We start from the raw sequence: 16,650 nt of genomic DNA on the forward strand, positions 1-16,650 counted from the left end.
AGGACATTATCTTATATGTTGAGGTGGAATCACAGATGGATAAAACGATTTCGGTTATTGGAATGCCAATGGATTTAGGACAAGCACGACGCGGAGTGGACATGGGACCGAGTGCCATCCGGTACGCCCATTTGATCGAGAGGCTGTCAGACATGGGCTATACGGTTGAAGATCTCGGTGACATTCCGATCAGCCGCGAAAAAATCAAAAACGATGAAGAATTAAAAAACCTAAATTCCGTATTGGCGGGAAATGAAAAGCTCGCTCAAAAGGTCAACAAAGTCATCGAAGAGAAAAAATTCCCGCTTGTCCTAGGCGGCGACCACAGTATTGCGATCGGCACGCTGGCAGGCACAGCGAAGCATTACGATAATCTCGGCGTCATCTGGTATGACGCGCACGGCGACCTGAATACACTTGAAACATCACCATCAGGAAATATTCACGGCATGCCGCTTGCCGTCAGCCTCGGCATCGGCCACGAGTCACTGGTTAAGCTTGAAGGCTATGCACCTAAAATCAAACCGGAAAACGTCGTCATCATCGGCGCCCGGTCACTTGATGAAGGGGAGCGTAAGTATATTAAGGAAAGCGGCATGAAGGTGTACACGATGCACGAAATCGACCGTCTCGGCATGACAAAGGTGATCGAAGAAACCCTTGATTATTTATCAGCATGTGACGGCGTCCATCTCAGCCTTGATCTGGACGGACTTGATCCAAACGACGCACCGGGTGTCGGAACCCCTGTCGTGGGCGGTATCAGCTACCGGGAGAGCCACCTGGCTATGGAAATGCTGTATGACGCAGGTATCATTACCTCAGCTGAATTCGTTGAGGTCAACCCGATTCTTGATCACGAAAACAAGACTGGCCAAACAGCAGTAGAGCTCGTAGAATCCCTGCTAGGGAAAAAGTTGCTGTAATAAGAAAACCCCCGCATCCCGCGGGGGTTTTTCATTTATCCAATCATTTTCTCAGCGACTTTCATCTCCTGTGAATGGGTTTGATGATCTGCAATAAACCATCCTGATAAAATCACCGCTGCGACGCCTGCACCAATCAGAAATTTTTTCATTTATATAACCTCCGTTCGTTTGATGAGTTCTTCAATTTGTAATGCTTCATAAAAAAAGTGGGCAGCTTCTTTGTAAAGCTCATGCTCCTTATACCGTTCTCCAGCCAAAATGGAAAGTTCTCTTACACTGTCATACTCTTTCTCGGACACCAAATCATCCATATATTGTTTGCATAAGTGAAACGTTTCCGCATGACCTCCTTTTGCATAAATGGCATACAAAATGTCTATTTTTGCCTCACATATTCTATTCGGCTCAGCAGTCAATTTTTCCTTCACATCTTGGTAATAAGATAAGGCCTGTTCTTTCTTTTTGATCTTAAACAGCTCTCGTATGAGCAAGTAGACAGAATGATAGTAATAGGCAGAGCAGGCGTATTCTTCGTTCTGTAAGGCCTCTTCTAATTTAGAGACCGCCTCTTCGGACTTGCCGCTTTGCGCATGAAGAAGGCCGAAGTTATGCAAAAGCTGGGCTTCAAAAAAATGATCCTCTAATTCTCTCGTGATCCGAATTGCTTCGTCCAAATATGTTTCAGCTTCTTCAAACTGCCCAATCTCGGTAAAATTGCCTGACATGGTGATCAGCGCTGAAGCCAGTTTCTTTTTATAATCGGTCTCTTCCCTGAACGTTTTAACTGCTTGCCGTGTATGGTTGAGGGACACAATATTTTGTCCCAGCTTATAATAGAGCTTTCCGACCTTCAGGTGAAATTCGGCTTTCTCAATCGGATCGGGAATGTTGTCGAGATACTGCTCTGCATCTTTATACAGCCCAATGGCAATGTCATAATTATTCTTATAGGCCTCATACATGCCTTCAAACAGAAAAAAGTAATATTTCAGCATGTCAGACGTAGCATTCATATGAGAAGGCTCCTCATGCTGAAAGCCCTGTCCTCTCGCCTCGTGAAGCAAAACCTTGTGTCGCAGTTCCAGCAAGGAGAAGTAGGCAAGAACCTCCTGATCCTCTTCCATGTCATCCAATAAAGGCTTTACTTCTTCAAATAAACGGGAGGACTCTTCAACTTCATGTTTCTTGATGGCAAGGTACCAATCGTTGAGCATGTTAGCGATTTCTGCGGGTGCAATCTTATTCATTTGAAACTCCTTTCTCTAGTGACTTATCAATCTCAGTTGCTTATTCTGATAGTAACACCTCTTTCTATTTTATGTAAAATCCTCTAGTCAATATATAAAGGAGAGATGAGATGACAATCATGCTGACCCCTATGCAGACAGAAGAATTTCGGTCTTACCTCACATACACGGCCAAGCATTACGCGGAAGAAAAGGTGAAGGCGGGAACATGGCTGCCTGAAGACGCATTGCTTTTGTCTAAGCAGGCCTTTTCTGATCTGCTTCCGAGAGGGCTGGAAACACCCCATCATCATTTATGGAGCCTTACGCTGAATGAAAAGGAAATCGTTGGCTGGCTCTGGATACATGCTGAGCCGGAGCATCCGCAGAAGGAAGCGTTTATTTACGATTTCGGGTTATATGAACCGTACCGTGGCAAGGGCTACGCAAAGCAAGCATTAACGGCTTTAGAACAGACGGCACGAAGCATGGGAATCCGGAAGCTGTCCCTCCACGTCTTTGCCCATAATCACACAGCACGGAAGCTATATGAGCGGACCGGATTTCAAGAAACGGACGTGGTCATGAGCAAGAAGCTTTAATAAAAAGGGCCTGAAAAAGGCTTTTTTTTGCGGACAGACTTCTGTAAATGATTTCTAAAAATTCTGTAAATAACCTAGTTACTTTCCTTATTTTCCTAATATAATGTGGGTGAGGAAATCACCTTTCCTACATTCACAAGAAAAGAGGAGATGTAATGAAGTTGAAGAAACGGTTGTCAATGTTTTTGGTAGCGCTTACAATGTGTGGCGGCCTGTTTGTTTCTCCCGCCAAAGCCGTAAAGACCACAAACTATGCTGAAGAAATCGCCGCACTGCAGCCAGGCACGACACCGGAAGAGATCATGAAATCCGCCAGCCAGATTGCCAAACAGCAGCACGTAAAGCAAGACGTTATTCTAGAACAGTTCTATAAGGAAATCACAGCTGATAAAGCTGAAGGAGACCGGCTTGCCAAGGAAAGCGGCATGTCTATCATGGGCGGCTCATCCGGCACGAAAAAACTCCCGACAAGCGCGAAAGGCAATATCTATTACACCAACTCCTACACAGCCTACTATAATCATGGCCACGTCGGCATGTACTCCGCCGCTGACAAAATTGTTGAATCTGTTCCGAGCGACGGCGTCAGGCAGATCGCTTATAATGCCAGAGACGTGGAAGATAACTCCATCGTACAGACAGTCAATGTCACTTCTTCAAAGAAAACATCCGCTGCCGACTGGGCGGTATCAAGAGTCGGCGACCCATACTCATTTAACTTCGTCAATAATAGAAATACCGGCCATGACGGCGCGAAAAACTGTTCGAAGCTCCTATGGTCTGCATTTTTACTGAAAGCAGGCATTGATATAGACAGCAATGGAGGCTTAGGCGTATATCCGCGCGACATCACAAGCTCTTCGTATACGACAACCATCATGACCATTTACTAAGGAGAAGGATATGAAAAAGTGGATGATCACCATTGCCATGCTGATTCTCGCAGTAGTCGCACTATTTGTCTTCATTTCTCCTCTCAAAAGCCATAAAGCCGTGAGTCAGCAGGATCTCAGAGACCCCGATTTTCTTGTTGATAAAGAAGTCCTGCTGTATTTCTCATCCTCTGCGGATCAAGATGCATTTGGCGGCGGGAAAAGCTATGCCCTGTTTATCAGCCAAGACGGGTCGCTGTCTTCATTTAAGATGAAGGGCCTTGAGCTAGGGTCAGCCAAGGTACACGGCGACAGTGTGATGCTGGAGGATAAAAACACGATTTTCACGATCAAAAATGGCTTGCGCTCCTATAAAAGAGCCTATCAGCACACAGGTGACAGCGCGGGCTTTCTGCAAAATACGAACGGCTTTTACACACTCTACAACTCCGGTTACGACAAAAAAGGAGACGGATACCGCTCAGAGCTGTACCGCCAGATGGACGGAGAGTGGAAAAAAGATATCATCCCCTCCTACATCCGGGCCTCCGGTTTTCATGACGGCGCCATTTACGCACTCGTTCCGACAGATGACGAAAAAGGCTATCAGCTCCTTCAGATTCAAGCAGATCAGAGGAAGCTCACCTATCACACCATAACAGAATGGCAGTACCGGGAAGGAGCCTCAGTCGAATCCCAGCTTGCTGTGGACGACCAAGCTGTTTATGCCATGATTCGCGGCCAAAAGGCGCGCAATCTTTATCAAATGGTCAAGATCAACAAGAAAAGCGGAAAAGTAGAGCTTCATGACATCGCCGAATACAAAAACGATGAACAAACGATATACAGCTCCATGCCCTTCAGCTTCAAAAAAAGCTTCTTCTCTTATGGGTACCTGTACTTCATTGACGGCTTCGGAAAGGTATATAAAATCGATGCAAAGACAGGAAAAACAAGCAATGCATTCAACCTTTCGCCGGAAAAAATGAAAGCTGATTTCAAAGAAATCACCCTAAAAGACAACAGCCTCTATTTCTTCACGTACACCTACAACCAGCCTGCAACCATTGAACAATACAGCCTGAAAACCGGAAAGAAAGTGAAAGAAAAAGAGATTAGGAAGGTAAAGGATGTCGTGACGCCGAAGAGTCATTTGAAGCTGTATGATTTTGAGGTGATGAAGGGGTTTTAAGGGCAAGGAGGTTAGTATGGGAGCCATCGCTGTGTTATTTATCGTATTTGGTTTTCCGATCATCGCAGGTGTATTTGGTATAGCGGGTCATTTTTTATTTAAGAGATTTTGGGTGGCGCCGCTCATTGTCCTTATCGCGAGTTTGATATTGTTGTTTACGTTAGCTTCGGGCAACAGTTCTTTCATGTTTTGGGTTGTACTCTATACGGCAATTGCGTTAGTAACCAGTGTTGTCACATTATTTCTCAGGAAATGTTTTTTCAACTAGAGCTGCTTAAAAAGAGACTGGTGAAGTCTCTTTTTCTTTGATACATATATATGTATGAGTCTGCAATTAACTGCGGGTAAGGTATAGGAAACGAATGTAAAGGAGGAATTACATGCACACCAAACGGGTCATTCTTCTGGCAGTGATCATCGGCATAATCTCGACGGCTGTTGTGTTCCTGCTGAATGGAGGAAAAGCGGACTGGTTTGACCTCATCGGAACCATTATCGGCTGCACTCTTGGCATTTTTGTTGTTTTAAGAATGCAGAAAAAACAAGCGTAAAACAGGGAAAGGGTCATGCCGAACCGAAGTCATGTGCTAGGGCGAAGAGTCCAAAAACATGAATGGGAGGAATGGCGTTGACTGGAAACAAAGCGGTTGTGTACAAAGGCAAAGGGACTGTAGCGGTGGAGGATATCGGTTATCCGGAGTTAATCTTGAAGGACGGGCCCGGCGTCCCGAAGGCGAATGTGAATCGAAAATGTGAGCATGGGGTAATTCTCAAAGTCATTACAACCAACATTTGCGGGAGCGACCAGCATATGGTCAGAGGCCGCACAACGGCGCCTGAAGGCTTGGTGCTCGGGCATGAAATTACCGGAGAAGTCATTGAAACGGGGCGTGATGTTGAATTTATCAAAAAAGGCGATATCGTATCCGTTCCTTTCAATATTGCCTGCGGGCGTTGCGTGATGTGCAGAACGCAAAAAACGCATGTGTGCCTGAATGTTAATCCGGACCGGCCGGGATCGGCTTACGGCTACGTCGATATGGGCGGCTGGGTCGGCGGCCAGTCTGAATACGTCATGGTGCCGTACGCTGACTTTCAGCTTTTGGTGTTCCCTGATAAAGAACAGGCGTTAGAAAAGATTCTCGATTTGACCATGCTGTCCGACATATTCCCGACCGGCTTCCACGGAGCTTACACAGCGGGCGTGCAAACAGGTTCAACCGTTTACATCGCGGGAGCGGGTCCTGTCGGCTTGGCAGCTGCACACTCCGCTCAGCTCCTTGGTGCCTCTACCGTGATTGTCGGCGATCTGAACGAAGACAGACTGGCACAGGCGAGAAGCTTCGGCTGTGAAACGGTCAACGTACAAAAACACGACCGCCTCGGCGAGCAAATTGAACAAATACTAGGTGAACCAACCGTTGATGCCGCAGTGGACTGTGTCGGCTTTGAAGCATCCGGACACGGCAACCAAGGGGAAGCGCCAGCCGCCGTGCTGAACTCGATCATGGACGTCACTCAGGTCGGCGGAAGCCTCGGCATTCCAGGCTTATACGTGACCGAAGATCCCGGTGCAAAGGATGCCGAAGCTAAAACAGGCTCTCTAAAGATCCGTTTCGGACTCGGCTGGGCCAAAGCCCATACCTTCGTCACTGGACAAACACCCGCCATGACCTACAACCGCAATTTGATGAAAGCGATTCTGAGCGGCAGAGCGCAAATCGCAAAAGCCGTCAACGCCACCGTTATCTCTCTGGACGACGCACCAAAAGGCTACAGCGACTTCGACAAAGGCGCAGCCAAAAAATTCGTCATCGACCCGCATGGAACGCTGAAGTGAAAAGAAAAAGCCGGACGTTCAGTTGAACGCCGGCTTTATTGCTGGTAATCTGTTTCTTCAAATCGACTTCCCATTTCATCCTGTACGATGAATTCCTCTTCGATTTTGTCCAGTCCAATCAGAATATAAGGGTTTTTCTCATTTGCTTTGGAAGCAGGTTTCCGCTTCACAGTTACAATCGTTTCTTTAGGCGAGTATTTGACGCCTGACACCTCAAGCTTCTTATCCTTCTCGCTGCTTCCGAGAGAGACAATCACCATCTTTCTGCCTTCTAAAACGGTGAAGACTTGATACCCTTTTACGTCATCATGCATTTGAAGATAATTAGCGTATATTTCTAGGTCTGGACTGCCTTCACCGATTCGATCCTTCTCTAATACCCAATAAGACGGCTGACACCCAGCAAGCAGCAACATGATCACAAAAAGCCAAATCCATCTGGAGCGCAAATGCAGACCTCCCCAAACATCGGTTACATCCAAACTAATATACGGGCGAAATAGAGTCATCAACAGCTTGTTTGTCGAATTGTGGATAAAACTCAGCCCGAAGCACTACTAACATGTGAATAAATAGGTTATATTGGGAAGAGAATATTTGCAAAAATGCAAGAAACCATCGGAGGATTTGAACATGAAACAAACGTATTATTCCTGTGAAGAACACATCGAAACCGTGCTAGATATGTACATAGACGACCACGAACTGCCGCCCGAAATCAGAAAAATCGAACATACTAACAGTTTATCCACAGCCTGTGAATTATGTGGAGACCCCGCAGTATATATAGTGGGGAACGAATGATCTTACACAAAATACAGAAAAGATATCCACAATTGTGGACAATATATATGAATAACTTGTTTCTAAAGTGGGGATGACCTGTGAATATCAATATTGTGACAATCGGAAAACTAAAAGAAAAATACCTCAAGCAAGGCATTGAAGAATACACGAAACGACTTTCGGCCTACGCAAAAATCGACATCATCGAACTCCCGGACGAAAAAGCGCCGGAAAACCTAAGTGATCAGGACATGAAAATCATAAAAGACAAAGAAGGCGACCGCATCTTATCCAAAATCAGCCCCGACGCCCACGTGATTGCTCTCGCCATCGAAGGAAAAATGAAAACATCCGAAGAACTGGCCGATACAATAGATAAGCTGGCTACTTATGGAAAAAGCAAAGTCACCTTCGTCATCGGCGGATCACTCGGACTGAGCGACGCAGTGATGAAGCGAGCAGATGAAAAGCTGTCGTTTTCGAAAATGACGTTTCCCCATCAGTTGATGCGTCTTATTCTGGTGGAGCAGATTTATCGGGCTTTTCGGATTAATCGTGGGGAGCCTTATCATAAGTAAATGAGGTTTTTTTGATACTAAAGTGTATTGAGGGTCATTTAAGTTGATTAGAAGCAGAAGTTATAATAATGAATTGATTCTTTATCATCCTCAATAAGGATAATTTACTCGCTAATAAAATACAGCTATTAACCCATTAAACCTATATATAATTAAATTATTAAATATATTCATATTGAATAATTATAGGAAGGAATGAGTATAAATGGAAGAAGAGTATAAGTATAGGTATAATAAATTACCTATAACTCCTACAATTATAGAAGATTTAATAATTGGATTGTTTAATGGGAAAACGGTTAAACGAGATGAAATAGTAACTAAAGTACTGAATCACCATAAGATTAATGGTGGATTACCACCTGAGGCAAAAGATTTTTCAAGGTCAGTAAAAAGAGCGCTTGAAAATATGGCAAAAAAAGAATGGGTAACAAATAGGTCATATGGATTCTGGGAGGTAAATAAGAGAGATTTGCCGGTAATAGAAGATAATGAGGGACAGGAAGAGGATGTAACTAAAGTAGAAGAAATCCCTGCACATGCTGTTTATGGAAATGGTATTTCTGCGGTGTATTTATATTACTTTGACAGTTATAAAAAACTTTCCTTGTTACAGAATAATCGAACATGGCCATGCAAGATTGGACGAACAGATAGAGACCCGATTATCCGAATTCTTTCTCAAGTATCGACGGCATTACCAGAAACCCCAACTATTGAATACATTATTAAAACTGATGATGCATCCCTATTGGAAACAATGTTACATTCTATCTTAAAAGTGAGAGGAAAACAAATTGAAAACTCGCCTGGCTTAGAGTGGTTCGATACAAATCCAGATGAAGTAATTGAATTAGTCGATTTTGTAAATAAAAAATTGCTAGATTCATAAAAGAATTCTGACCACCGTAATAATGCTAGTTTATATAATAAGTATACCTCATTTAGATATTACACAGAGAGCCTTATCATAAATAAGAAGCCTAAAATTAATTTTAAAATAAGTAGGTGAGTTTTTGATACAAGAGTTAGTTAATTTTTTTGAAAAGACTAGTATATCTTTTCTTAAAGAACAGAAAGCCTTTATATCAAGTGGTATTTCTGAACGATCTTTGTGTGGAGAGTTGATGAAGTATTTGACAAGCGAGATAAGAAAAACAACTTTTTCCGATTACCATGTTGACGTTGAGTATAATCGAAACAAGGGGAAAAAAAAGACAATTTTAAATGAAAGAAGGAAAGTAATACCTATTACTAGTGATATTATTATTCATAGTAGAGGAGAAAATATAGAACAGGATAACTTAATTGCAATTGAAATGAAAAAATCTAGTCATCCTCAAAGTGAAAAAAATCAAGATAGAAAAAGATTAATTGCACTTACTAAAAATTTTTTTGATGATATATGGATTTTCGACGGTACAACTTTACCCGACCATGTATGTCGATATGTTTTAGGAGTATACTATGAAATTAATTTAGAGTTGAGAATTGTAGAAATCGAGTATTATCATCAAGGAAAACTATTTTTAAGTAAATTAGAAAGTTATTAATTTTAAATAAGAGGTGTGGTATGAAAAAATATCTGAATACAAGTGGTTCATATTGGAGAAAATGGGACTTGCATATCCACTCTCCTGATTCTATTTTGCATAGTGAATACTCTGGCAATTGGGATTTGTATATAGAAACTTTAGAAAGTCTTACAGATATTAGTGTTATTGGAATAACAGATTATTTTTCAATTGAAGGTTATAAAAAAGTTATTGAACAGAGAAATACAGGTAGACTATCTAATATTGATTTAGTTATACCCAATATTGAACTTAGACTAGATAAAACAACACATAAGGGTGCTCCTATTAATCTACATATACTTTTTGATCCTGAACTACAACCAGAAATTATTGAACGATACTTTCTTAGCGAGTTAGAATTTATATATAAAGGATCTACATATAAATGTATAAATAGTGATTTGCAGAATTTGGGAGAAATATTTCTGAAAGAGGATGAGGCTTTTTCCCGTGAAAAGGCATTGAAAGAAGGAATGAAGCAGTTCAAGGTATCAATTGAGGGAATAGATAAAATCCTAAAAAAACACACTAAATTGCTTAATAATAAATATTTGATTGTCTTACCTAATAGTAATACTGACGGTAACTCAGGTCTAAGAGACGATTCCTTTTTAGCAGTGAGAAGAGAAATTTATCATTTTGCACATGCTATATTTAGTAGCAATCCTAGAGATCGAGAGTTTTTTTTAGGTAAACACAACTATAAAAACACAATAGAACAATGCGGTAAATTAATGCCATGTATTCATGGATCAGACGCTCATTCATTTGATAGAATTGGAAAACCTGATAATGATAGATTTACTTGGATAAAATCTGAACCTACCTTCGAAGGTTTAAAACAAATAGTTCATGAACCATCTAGCAGAGTTTTGATTCAACCTCACCATCCTGATCAAAAAAATAACTATGATGTAATTTCTTCTATAAGTTTTAAATCAGCAACGAGTGACTTTAGTGACAGAGAAATAAAATTAAATCCGGGTCTAAATACTATAATTGGAGGTAAATCATCCGGAAAATCGTTATTACTTTATAAGATTGCCCAATCAATTTCAAAACATGAACTTGATACTAGAGAACAACAAGAGTTATGGAGAAACCCTTATAAAGGGACCTTTATTGAAGAAGCACCATTTGAAGTTAAATGGAGAAATGGATCTGTAACCAGCAACATTTCTGATGAGCAAATAGGTAAAGTAACATATATCCCACAGATGTATATCAACACTTTATCTGAAGATACTGCTAATCATGTTTTACAAGATAAAATTTTATCAATACTGCTTCAAGATCCAAGTAACCAATTTTTTATGAAAGAAAAACAGGAAGCGTTACAAAGCACTAAGAGAAAAACAGCAGAAGCTATAACTAGATTGGATGAAGTTCTTCAAAAAAAGAAAAGTAAGGAGTTAGAAATTATAAAAATAGGCGATGAAAATGCTATTCTGATGGAAATAGAGAAACTTAAAGATGATATGGCAAATAAGTTATCAGTGTCTGAATTAACAGAACTAGAGGAAAAACATATAAAGGAAAAAGAACTAATTAAAGATGAAGTAATAAAGAAAATAGATTTAACAAGAAAAATGGGGAGATACAATCAGGATATATCAAAAGAATTAAATATTATCTATGATCAAGTTAATGAAAGTTTAAAACAGATCGACCGAAAAGACGAATTTTTTGAAAGCAGTATTGATAATTTAAGACAAAAAATTAGTGAAGCCTTTATAGAGATTCAAAATAATATTCAAGAAAGAGTAAGTTCTTTAAATAATGAAAAAGAAAAATTTGAACATGAATTAGTTGCTGTTCAGGATGCGTTAAAGCCTTTAATTACAAAAACAAAAAATATGGGTGAGATCCAACTAATTAAGAGTAAATGTGAGAATGAGGAACAAAACTTAATTCAAATTATAACGAAAAAAGAGGAACTTAAAGTATTAGAGGGACAATTAATACACACAGCTGAAGAATTAGTTGCATTACAAGCTGGAAACATCGATATAAATCAAAGTATAATTGATTATTTTAATCAATCAAAATACTTAAAAGATATATCTATTGATGTGAAATTTGAGTTTAGGCAAGATGCTTTTGATGTGAATTTCATGAATAAGTTTTCAAGGAGAGGAAAAGTAGGAAGTTTATTTCCAGGTTGTGCTGAAAAAGCTATATTTTCAGATGACGAATCTTTTATCTTTAATAAAGAAGACTATGCAACAAAAATAAAATTCTTATTAAAATCAATATTAGAAAATAAGGATTTAAAGTTAAAAAAAGGAACCACAAAAATAAATGCTATACAATCATTGTTCGCTGATTACATTGAAGTTATATTTGATCTCAAAAAAGACAATGATGCACTCTTAGAAATGTCTCCTGGAAAAAGAGGGTTAGTTTTACTAGAACTATTTTTAAACATTAGTAATGAGAGTCATCCTATACTAATAGATCAACCAGAAGATAATTTAGATAATAGAACAATAACTACTGATCTAGTGAAGTTTATTACTGAAAAAAGTCTAAACCGACAAATAATAATTGTTACTCACAATGCAAACCTTGTTGTATTGACAGACAGTGAAAATGTAATAATTGCAAATCAAGACCCAATGTTACTTGAAAATGAAGAACATCGATTTGAGTATATAAACGGTGCAATTGAATGTGATTTTCATGACAAAGATAGTATTAAAATCAAATCAAAAGGGATAAAATCTCATATATGCGAGATTCTCGAAGGTGGAGCGGATGCTTTTACTCAAAGAGAGAAGAAGTACGGTTTTTAAAAACTATCTTCTTAGCAGTCACACTTGTATGTATGAGTCATTGGCTTTTACCAACCTTTTTAGAGGGCTGGAGTTATCAATTTGTATCATGTAAACTGATACATTGATCTTTTCAGTCCTTACAAAAAACTTAGTGATTTGAGTTCAAAAAAAGGAGAAGCTTAACCATAATGACAAAATTTGAAGTGTTTACATCTAGAATGAAAAAAACCCACACTCGTTCTAGAGTAATGACAAATCTTTTTTTATATAATTTTAGTTTTATAAGAGTATCTTTTTTATTTGTTTTAATTTTATCTAGTATGCTTATGATATATTTAGATCCACATAATAAAATAGTTCATAAGCTATTAATATTTTTCGGAGTCTTTTTAGCTGTTTATTGTTGTTTTTATATTTCTAACAAAAATGTTACTAAGGATGTTTTGAAAGCGGATATAAAATATTGTATCCGTACATCTAAAATAGCAGCCTATTTGAATTTTTTTATGTTTTTATTTATTGGAATTTATATGGTGATAAAAAGTGATTTATTTTTAATAATTGCTTCTTTATTTTTATTATTAACAATACTATTTTTCTTGGTGGGTTTATTTTATTATGTTTTATTTTTCATTCTTCAGTTCTTATTTGTGTTTGTACGAGAATGGTTTTTCACAGAAACACTTTTAATTTATGACAGGAAAGAAGTTTCAATTTTTAAAATTAAATTGTCAGTTAGAGAAAAAAATACTTATATTGTTTTTAGTATTTTGGAATTTATTTTGATTATGTCTTCAATTGTTCTTTGTGAAAGTTGGATAATTAATCTAGTGATTGATAGGAAACAAAGTGAGAGCTCACAAATCATTGAATTGTTTTTAAGAGTCTCTGATTGGTTGCCATTTTCTAATTTTATGGCCTATTTGTTTCCTATCTTAATGGTTATAATAAGTCCAGTCAGAAGAAAAAAAGAAAAAATTAGAGAAGTTGCATTTAAAAGGTCAATTATTAATCATAAGAGAAAAAGGAATAGAAAATTAAAGTGATTTCGGCTATTGGATTTCATCAAGGAATTTATAATGTGAATAACAACGTAAAACTAGATTCTAATACAAAATCTGTCAGAATCTTAATAAGGAGAAAGAAGATAATAATTTAGATAAAGTAATTCATTGGATTCTTAAAGAAGCTAATCTTAAGTGAAATCTGAAATAGTATCAAGAGAACAAAGATGGCTAGCTAGGATTGCAGGCATGATAATTTTCTATTTCGACTGGCTTAATAGTTAGTAATAATAGAGTGGGGGTTGTGTTATATTATCTTGTGCCTCCATCCGGTGTGAATTGCCATATTTTTTTGCAACTCTTTCACCGAAGCATTTCTCTGATCACCTTCTGAATGTATGTAGTTTTTTTCTTTTAAGCACTAGTTTCTATCCATGAAAAACTCCCCTAAGGCAACCAGATTTCTTCTTTCATCTGTTTACCTATAGGGGAGGAGTCTATCATCATCCCTGAACCCCATATTCCCTCACTTCATATACCGATACTCCCGCAAACTCTCCAAAATCGCAACCTCCTGCAGCAATTCCTCACCCACATTCGTTTCCTTCACTTTCTTCCGCTCAAGCTCTTTGTCCACTAATCGTTTGACCGTTAAGACATCGGTTCCGGTGCTTAGGACTTCTGCCTTGGAGTTGAAGTGTTTATGGGCGACGAGCTGCATGCCGTAGGAGTTGTATAGCAGCGTGTAGCCGGCGATGCCTGTTGTGGATTGGTAGGCTTTGGAGAAGCCGCCGTCGATGACGATCATTTTTCCGTTTGCTTTGATGGGGTCTTCTCCTTCGATTTCTTTTACGGGTGTATGGCCGTTGATGATATGGCCATGATCTGGATTGAGGCCGAATTCTGCCAGGATGTTTCGGCAGGTTGCCTCGTCTTCGCGTAAATAATAATACGGGTTTTTCTTCTCTTTATGCGTTTCCTTCTCTTTAATGAAATACCGCTCAAATGTGGTCATGGCGCGTTTTCCGAAGAGGGAGGAGTACTCGCCTGTCCATAAATACCAGGCCATATCTGTCGCCAGGTCATCGGTTTCTTCCGGGTGGGCAAACGCTTCCCGTAAGAATCGTTCAAATACATCGAGCAGCTCACGGCCCGCATACGGTTTATCCTCAATCATCATCGTTTCCATATTGCCGTTTTCATCGACTGGAATACAGCCATGAATTAACAGGTTGCCGTTATATTTTAAATAAAGGCTGCCTTTTTTCATCATAAAATTCATATGGCGGCCCAGCTTTTCGGAATGCTGGACAGAGAATAGCAGTTTGTCTATGACTTCTGCTTCTTCTTCTAATAGCTGATCTGGCTGTTCCGGATTGATTGTCGCAAAGCAGGTGTTTTCCAGTTGATATGTTTTTCCATGCAGCGTGATTTCATTTTTGTCATAATCTATTTTCTCTAATAACAGCCGCTCTTCCATATTAAAGTTCGGCCGTCTCTTGATAATCGGGCTCTCAAGCTTGAATTGGATCATGGCAATCGCTTGATGGATTTTTGTGATTTGCTTAATCTCATCCTCTGGCCTGTTGTCGTCTGCTTTTGGACGGAACGCTGGATTATCATCGTAATATTTTTCGGCCAGGTTCAGCAGCGGTCTTAGATTGATGCCATATACGTCTTCAATAATATCCAGGTTGTCGTAGCGGGCACAGATGCGGATAATATTGGCCAGGCATACTTTGGAACCGGAATAGGCGCCGATCCAAAGGACATCGTGATTTCCCCACTGAATATCGACAGAATGATAGTTGATCAGTTCTTCCATAATTCTATCCGGCTGCGGTCCGCGATCGTAAATATCGCCGACCACATGCAAATGGTCGACCACCAATCGCTGAACGCTGTAAGCAAGACCGGTGATCAGCTTATCAGCTTGGCCAAGTTCAATGATCTGATCAATGATTTCGGAGTAATATTGCTCCTTGTTGCCAGCTTGTTCTGTTTTATATAGCAGCTCCTCCGTAATATAAGCAAACTGGGCAGGCAGTGCTTTGCGTAATTTGGAGCGGGTATACTTGGAGGAGCAATATGAAACGAGCTTAATCATTCGATTTATCGTTTCTTTATACCACTCGTTTAATGCGGGTTTCGCATCAAAGTCATGTTTGATTAACTTCAGTTTGTCTTCCGGATAATAGACCAATGCCGCTAATTCATCGATTTCTCTATCGTAAATGACACCGCTGAAGATGTCGCGTATCTTCTCTTTGACTCGTCCTGAACCATTGCGCAGCACGTGCTGGAATGCTTGATACTCCCCGTGCAAATCACTGACGAAATGCTCAGTGCCTTTTGGCAGGTTCAATATCGCTTTCAAATTGATGATTTCTGTTACCACTTTTTCTTCACAATCGTATTTTTGTGCGAGTAGATCTAAGTACTTGCTTTCCAAAATCGTCCATCCCCTTTTTAGAATAAACCCCTATTTATGAGCATGTGCATGATAAGGTGAATTTAAAAGTATGACATTATTTTTAAACATTGGACCTTTATATGATAGTAACTCATAACTGCTTTTAGAGACAATTGAAATGAGTAAGAGAGGAGCAGAGATGAGCGTGGAATTAAGAAAAGTGGAAACAGGAGAGAAAGCAGAGCTCAAAAAAACCTTTAACAACAGTCTCCACGGAGAGAGCTATTTGGTCCGGGGTTAGGCTGAAGGGACAGAGCTCCTTATTCTTGTTATCAAATTTGCATTATTAATATAGTGATAACAATCATTTGTTTACCCTAATCACTACTTGATTATCTAAGAGTGGGAGTAATTGTTGTCTTTGTTTCTATCTTCTTGAAGACCTGTATACCTGTTGTAGTCTATTAATGATGTTTTGATTCGGAAGTGAGACATGACTTTTAATCTATATGATATAGGTTTCAGTGGATCTATATCAATTGCGAATGAGTGATATATCCTAGAACCAGAAAAAATATTCTGATTTTTTAGTCTAATGTGTTGACTCATATTGGACTATATGGAATAATTGGGTTATATTAGTAGAGAAGGAGGGGATATTATGAAAAAGGAAAACACAAACAATGAGCCTGTAAAAAACTTAGAGTTTAAGGGTCTATTAGACGAATCACAGAAGTTAGCAAAAGTGAATGACCTTTGGTACTTTGTGAAATCAAAAGAAAATCGCTGGATTCTTGGAAGTGGTCATTAATTAGGGGGTATAAAGGAGAGTTTAACTCTCCTTTACCATTTTT

18 protein-coding genes are annotated in these 16,650 nt (G+C 39.3%); 14 read left to right on the forward strand and 4 right to left on the reverse strand.

From position 1 onward, the window contains the following. Window positions 1-35 precede the first annotated feature (35 nt). The gene (rocF, locus tag AC0C66_RS08635) at window positions 36-926 is read left to right on the forward strand and encodes an arginase (protein WP_014115833.1); all 891 of its coding nucleotides are present in this window, start codon (window positions 36-38) and stop codon (window positions 924-926) included. 35 nt (window positions 927-961) lie between these two features. Here the strand turns inward: rocF and AC0C66_RS08640 are convergent, their stop codons facing one another. Both AC0C66_RS08640 and rapG read right to left on the reverse strand, forming a co-directional pair. Next, window positions 962-1,078: a Phr family secreted Rap phosphatase inhibitor gene (locus tag AC0C66_RS08640; RefSeq protein WP_003219133.1), complete on the reverse strand. Its 117-nt coding sequence runs from the start codon at window positions 1,076-1,078 to the stop codon at window positions 962-964. Next, the gene (gene rapG, locus AC0C66_RS08645; RefSeq protein WP_014115832.1) at window positions 1,079-2,176 is read right to left on the reverse strand and encodes a response regulator aspartate phosphatase RapG; all 1,098 of its coding nucleotides are present in this window, start codon (window positions 2,174-2,176) and stop codon (window positions 1,079-1,081) included. It abuts the gene before it with no gap. Between the two features lie 110 nt (window positions 2,177-2,286). On the opposite strand from rapG, the gene AC0C66_RS08650 reads away from it, so the two are divergent. The 6 genes from AC0C66_RS08650 to fdhA all read left to right on the forward strand — a co-directional run bounded on the left by AC0C66_RS08650 (window position 2,287) and on the right by fdhA (window position 6,661). Continuing rightward, entirely contained in the window at window positions 2,287-2,757 is a 471-nt protein-coding gene (locus tag AC0C66_RS08650) for a GNAT family N-acetyltransferase (protein ID WP_072181825.1), read from the forward strand. 155 nt (window positions 2,758-2,912) lie between these two features. Further along, entirely contained in the window at window positions 2,913-3,650 is a 738-nt protein-coding gene (locus tag AC0C66_RS08655; protein WP_072181826.1) for a YiiX/YebB-like N1pC/P60 family cysteine hydrolase, read from the forward strand. A 10-nt stretch (window positions 3,651-3,660) separates the two neighbouring features. Then, window positions 3,661-4,821 carry a hypothetical protein gene (locus AC0C66_RS08660; RefSeq protein ID WP_072181827.1) on the forward strand — a complete coding sequence of 387 codons (1,161 nt, stop codon included), beginning with the start codon at window positions 3,661-3,663 and terminating at the stop codon, window positions 4,819-4,821. A gap of 16 nt (window positions 4,822-4,837) precedes the next feature. Further along, complete coding sequence (locus tag AC0C66_RS08665) at window positions 4,838-5,089, forward strand: DUF2651 family protein (protein ID WP_332606610.1); 252 nt, start codon at window positions 4,838-4,840, stop codon at window positions 5,087-5,089. Window positions 5,090-5,201: 112 nt separating this feature from the next. After that, window positions 5,202-5,372, forward strand: a complete 171-nt coding sequence (locus tag AC0C66_RS08670; RefSeq protein WP_072181829.1) for a hypothetical protein — start codon at window positions 5,202-5,204, stop codon at window positions 5,370-5,372. Window positions 5,373-5,434: 62 nt separating this feature from the next. Beyond that, on the forward strand, window positions 5,435-6,661 hold the full coding sequence (gene fdhA, locus AC0C66_RS08675; RefSeq protein ID WP_461845853.1) for a formaldehyde dehydrogenase, glutathione-independent: 1,227 nt from the start codon (window positions 5,435-5,437) through the stop codon (window positions 6,659-6,661). A gap of 35 nt (window positions 6,662-6,696) precedes the next feature. Here the strand turns inward: fdhA and AC0C66_RS08680 are convergent, their stop codons facing one another. After that, on the reverse strand, window positions 6,697-7,110 hold the full coding sequence (locus AC0C66_RS08680) for a hypothetical protein (protein WP_072181831.1): 414 nt from the start codon (window positions 7,108-7,110) through the stop codon (window positions 6,697-6,699). 184 nt (window positions 7,111-7,294) lie between these two features. Here AC0C66_RS08680 and AC0C66_RS08685 point away from each other — a divergent pair, with 184 nt between their 5' ends. The 6 genes from AC0C66_RS08685 (at window position 7,295) to AC0C66_RS08710 (ending at window position 13,425) form a co-directional block, all read left to right on the forward strand. Beyond that, window positions 7,295-7,465 (forward strand): CxxH/CxxC protein, encoded by a 171-nt coding sequence (locus tag AC0C66_RS08685; RefSeq protein ID WP_003236479.1) that lies wholly within the window; start codon window positions 7,295-7,297, stop codon window positions 7,463-7,465. Window positions 7,466-7,545: 80 nt separating this feature from the next. Continuing rightward, the gene (rlmH, locus tag AC0C66_RS08690; RefSeq protein ID WP_003226975.1) at window positions 7,546-8,025 is read left to right on the forward strand and encodes a 23S rRNA (pseudouridine(1915)-N(3))-methyltransferase RlmH; all 480 of its coding nucleotides are present in this window, start codon (window positions 7,546-7,548) and stop codon (window positions 8,023-8,025) included. 205 nt (window positions 8,026-8,230) lie between these two features. Beyond that, entirely contained in the window at window positions 8,231-8,917 is a 687-nt protein-coding gene (locus tag AC0C66_RS08695) for a GIY-YIG nuclease family protein (RefSeq protein WP_472973540.1), read from the forward strand. A gap of 124 nt (window positions 8,918-9,041) precedes the next feature. After that, window positions 9,042-9,578 (forward strand): hypothetical protein, encoded by a 537-nt coding sequence (locus AC0C66_RS08700; protein WP_133485297.1) that lies wholly within the window; start codon window positions 9,042-9,044, stop codon window positions 9,576-9,578. A gap of 20 nt (window positions 9,579-9,598) precedes the next feature. Beyond that, complete coding sequence (locus tag AC0C66_RS08705) at window positions 9,599-12,397, forward strand: TrlF family AAA-like ATPase (RefSeq protein ID WP_461845855.1); 2,799 nt, start codon at window positions 9,599-9,601, stop codon at window positions 12,395-12,397. 170 nt (window positions 12,398-12,567) lie between these two features. After that, window positions 12,568-13,425, forward strand: coding sequence for a hypothetical protein (locus tag AC0C66_RS08710; RefSeq protein WP_461845856.1), 858 nt, complete (start codon window positions 12,568-12,570; stop codon window positions 13,423-13,425). Between the two features lie 484 nt (window positions 13,426-13,909). On the opposite strand, the gene fbp is transcribed toward AC0C66_RS08710, so the two are convergent. Continuing rightward, window positions 13,910-15,835, reverse strand: coding sequence for a fructose-1,6-bisphosphatase (fbp, locus tag AC0C66_RS08715; protein WP_072183395.1), 1,926 nt, complete (start codon window positions 15,833-15,835; stop codon window positions 13,910-13,912). A 622-nt stretch (window positions 15,836-16,457) separates the two neighbouring features. On the opposite strand from fbp, the gene AC0C66_RS08720 reads away from it, so the two are divergent. Next, window positions 16,458-16,607: an epipeptide YydF family RiPP gene (locus AC0C66_RS08720; protein WP_014115819.1), complete on the forward strand. Its 150-nt coding sequence runs from the start codon at window positions 16,458-16,460 to the stop codon at window positions 16,605-16,607. The last annotated feature ends 43 nt before the right edge of the window (window positions 16,608-16,650 follow it).

This window comes from Bacillus sp. VA13 (assembly GCF_055710085.1).

What these genes read in the sequence shown, in the direction of transcription:
- AC0C66_RS08655 (WP_072181826.1), top strand. Translation starts at nt 2,913, where the DNA reads ATGAAGTTGAAGAAACGGTTGTCAATGTTTTTGGTAGCGCTTACAATG.
- AC0C66_RS08705 (WP_461845855.1), top strand. Translation starts at nt 9,599, where the DNA reads ATGAAAAAATATCTGAATACAAGTGGTTCATATTGGAGAAAATGGGAC.
- AC0C66_RS08650 (WP_072181825.1), top strand. Translation starts at nt 2,287, where the DNA reads ATGACAATCATGCTGACCCCTATGCAGACAGAAGAATTTCGGTCTTAC.
- AC0C66_RS08665 (WP_332606610.1), top strand. Translation starts at nt 4,838, where the DNA reads ATGGGAGCCATCGCTGTGTTATTTATCGTATTTGGTTTTCCGATCATC.
- AC0C66_RS08720 (WP_014115819.1), top strand. Translation starts at nt 16,458, where the DNA reads ATGAAAAAGGAAAACACAAACAATGAGCCTGTAAAAAACTTAGAGTTT.
- rapG (WP_014115832.1), bottom strand. Translation starts at nt 2,176, where the DNA reads ATGAATAAGATTGCACCCGCAGAAATCGCTAACATGCTCAACGATTGG.
- AC0C66_RS08640 (WP_003219133.1), bottom strand. Translation starts at nt 1,078, where the DNA reads ATGAAAAAATTTCTGATTGGTGCAGGCGTCGCAGCGGTGATTTTATCA.
- AC0C66_RS08670 (WP_072181829.1), top strand. Translation starts at nt 5,202, where the DNA reads ATGCACACCAAACGGGTCATTCTTCTGGCAGTGATCATCGGCATAATC.
- AC0C66_RS08660 (WP_072181827.1), top strand. Translation starts at nt 3,661, where the DNA reads ATGAAAAAGTGGATGATCACCATTGCCATGCTGATTCTCGCAGTAGTC.
- AC0C66_RS08695 (WP_472973540.1), top strand. Translation starts at nt 8,231, where the DNA reads ATGGAAGAAGAGTATAAGTATAGGTATAATAAATTACCTATAACTCCT.
- rocF (WP_014115833.1), top strand. Translation starts at nt 36, where the DNA reads ATGGATAAAACGATTTCGGTTATTGGAATGCCAATGGATTTAGGACAA.
- AC0C66_RS08685 (WP_003236479.1), top strand. Translation starts at nt 7,295, where the DNA reads ATGAAACAAACGTATTATTCCTGTGAAGAACACATCGAAACCGTGCTA.
- AC0C66_RS08710 (WP_461845856.1), top strand. Translation starts at nt 12,568, where the DNA reads ATGACAAAATTTGAAGTGTTTACATCTAGAATGAAAAAAACCCACACT.
- fdhA (WP_461845853.1), top strand. Translation starts at nt 5,435, where the DNA reads ATGGGAGGAATGGCGTTGACTGGAAACAAAGCGGTTGTGTACAAAGGC.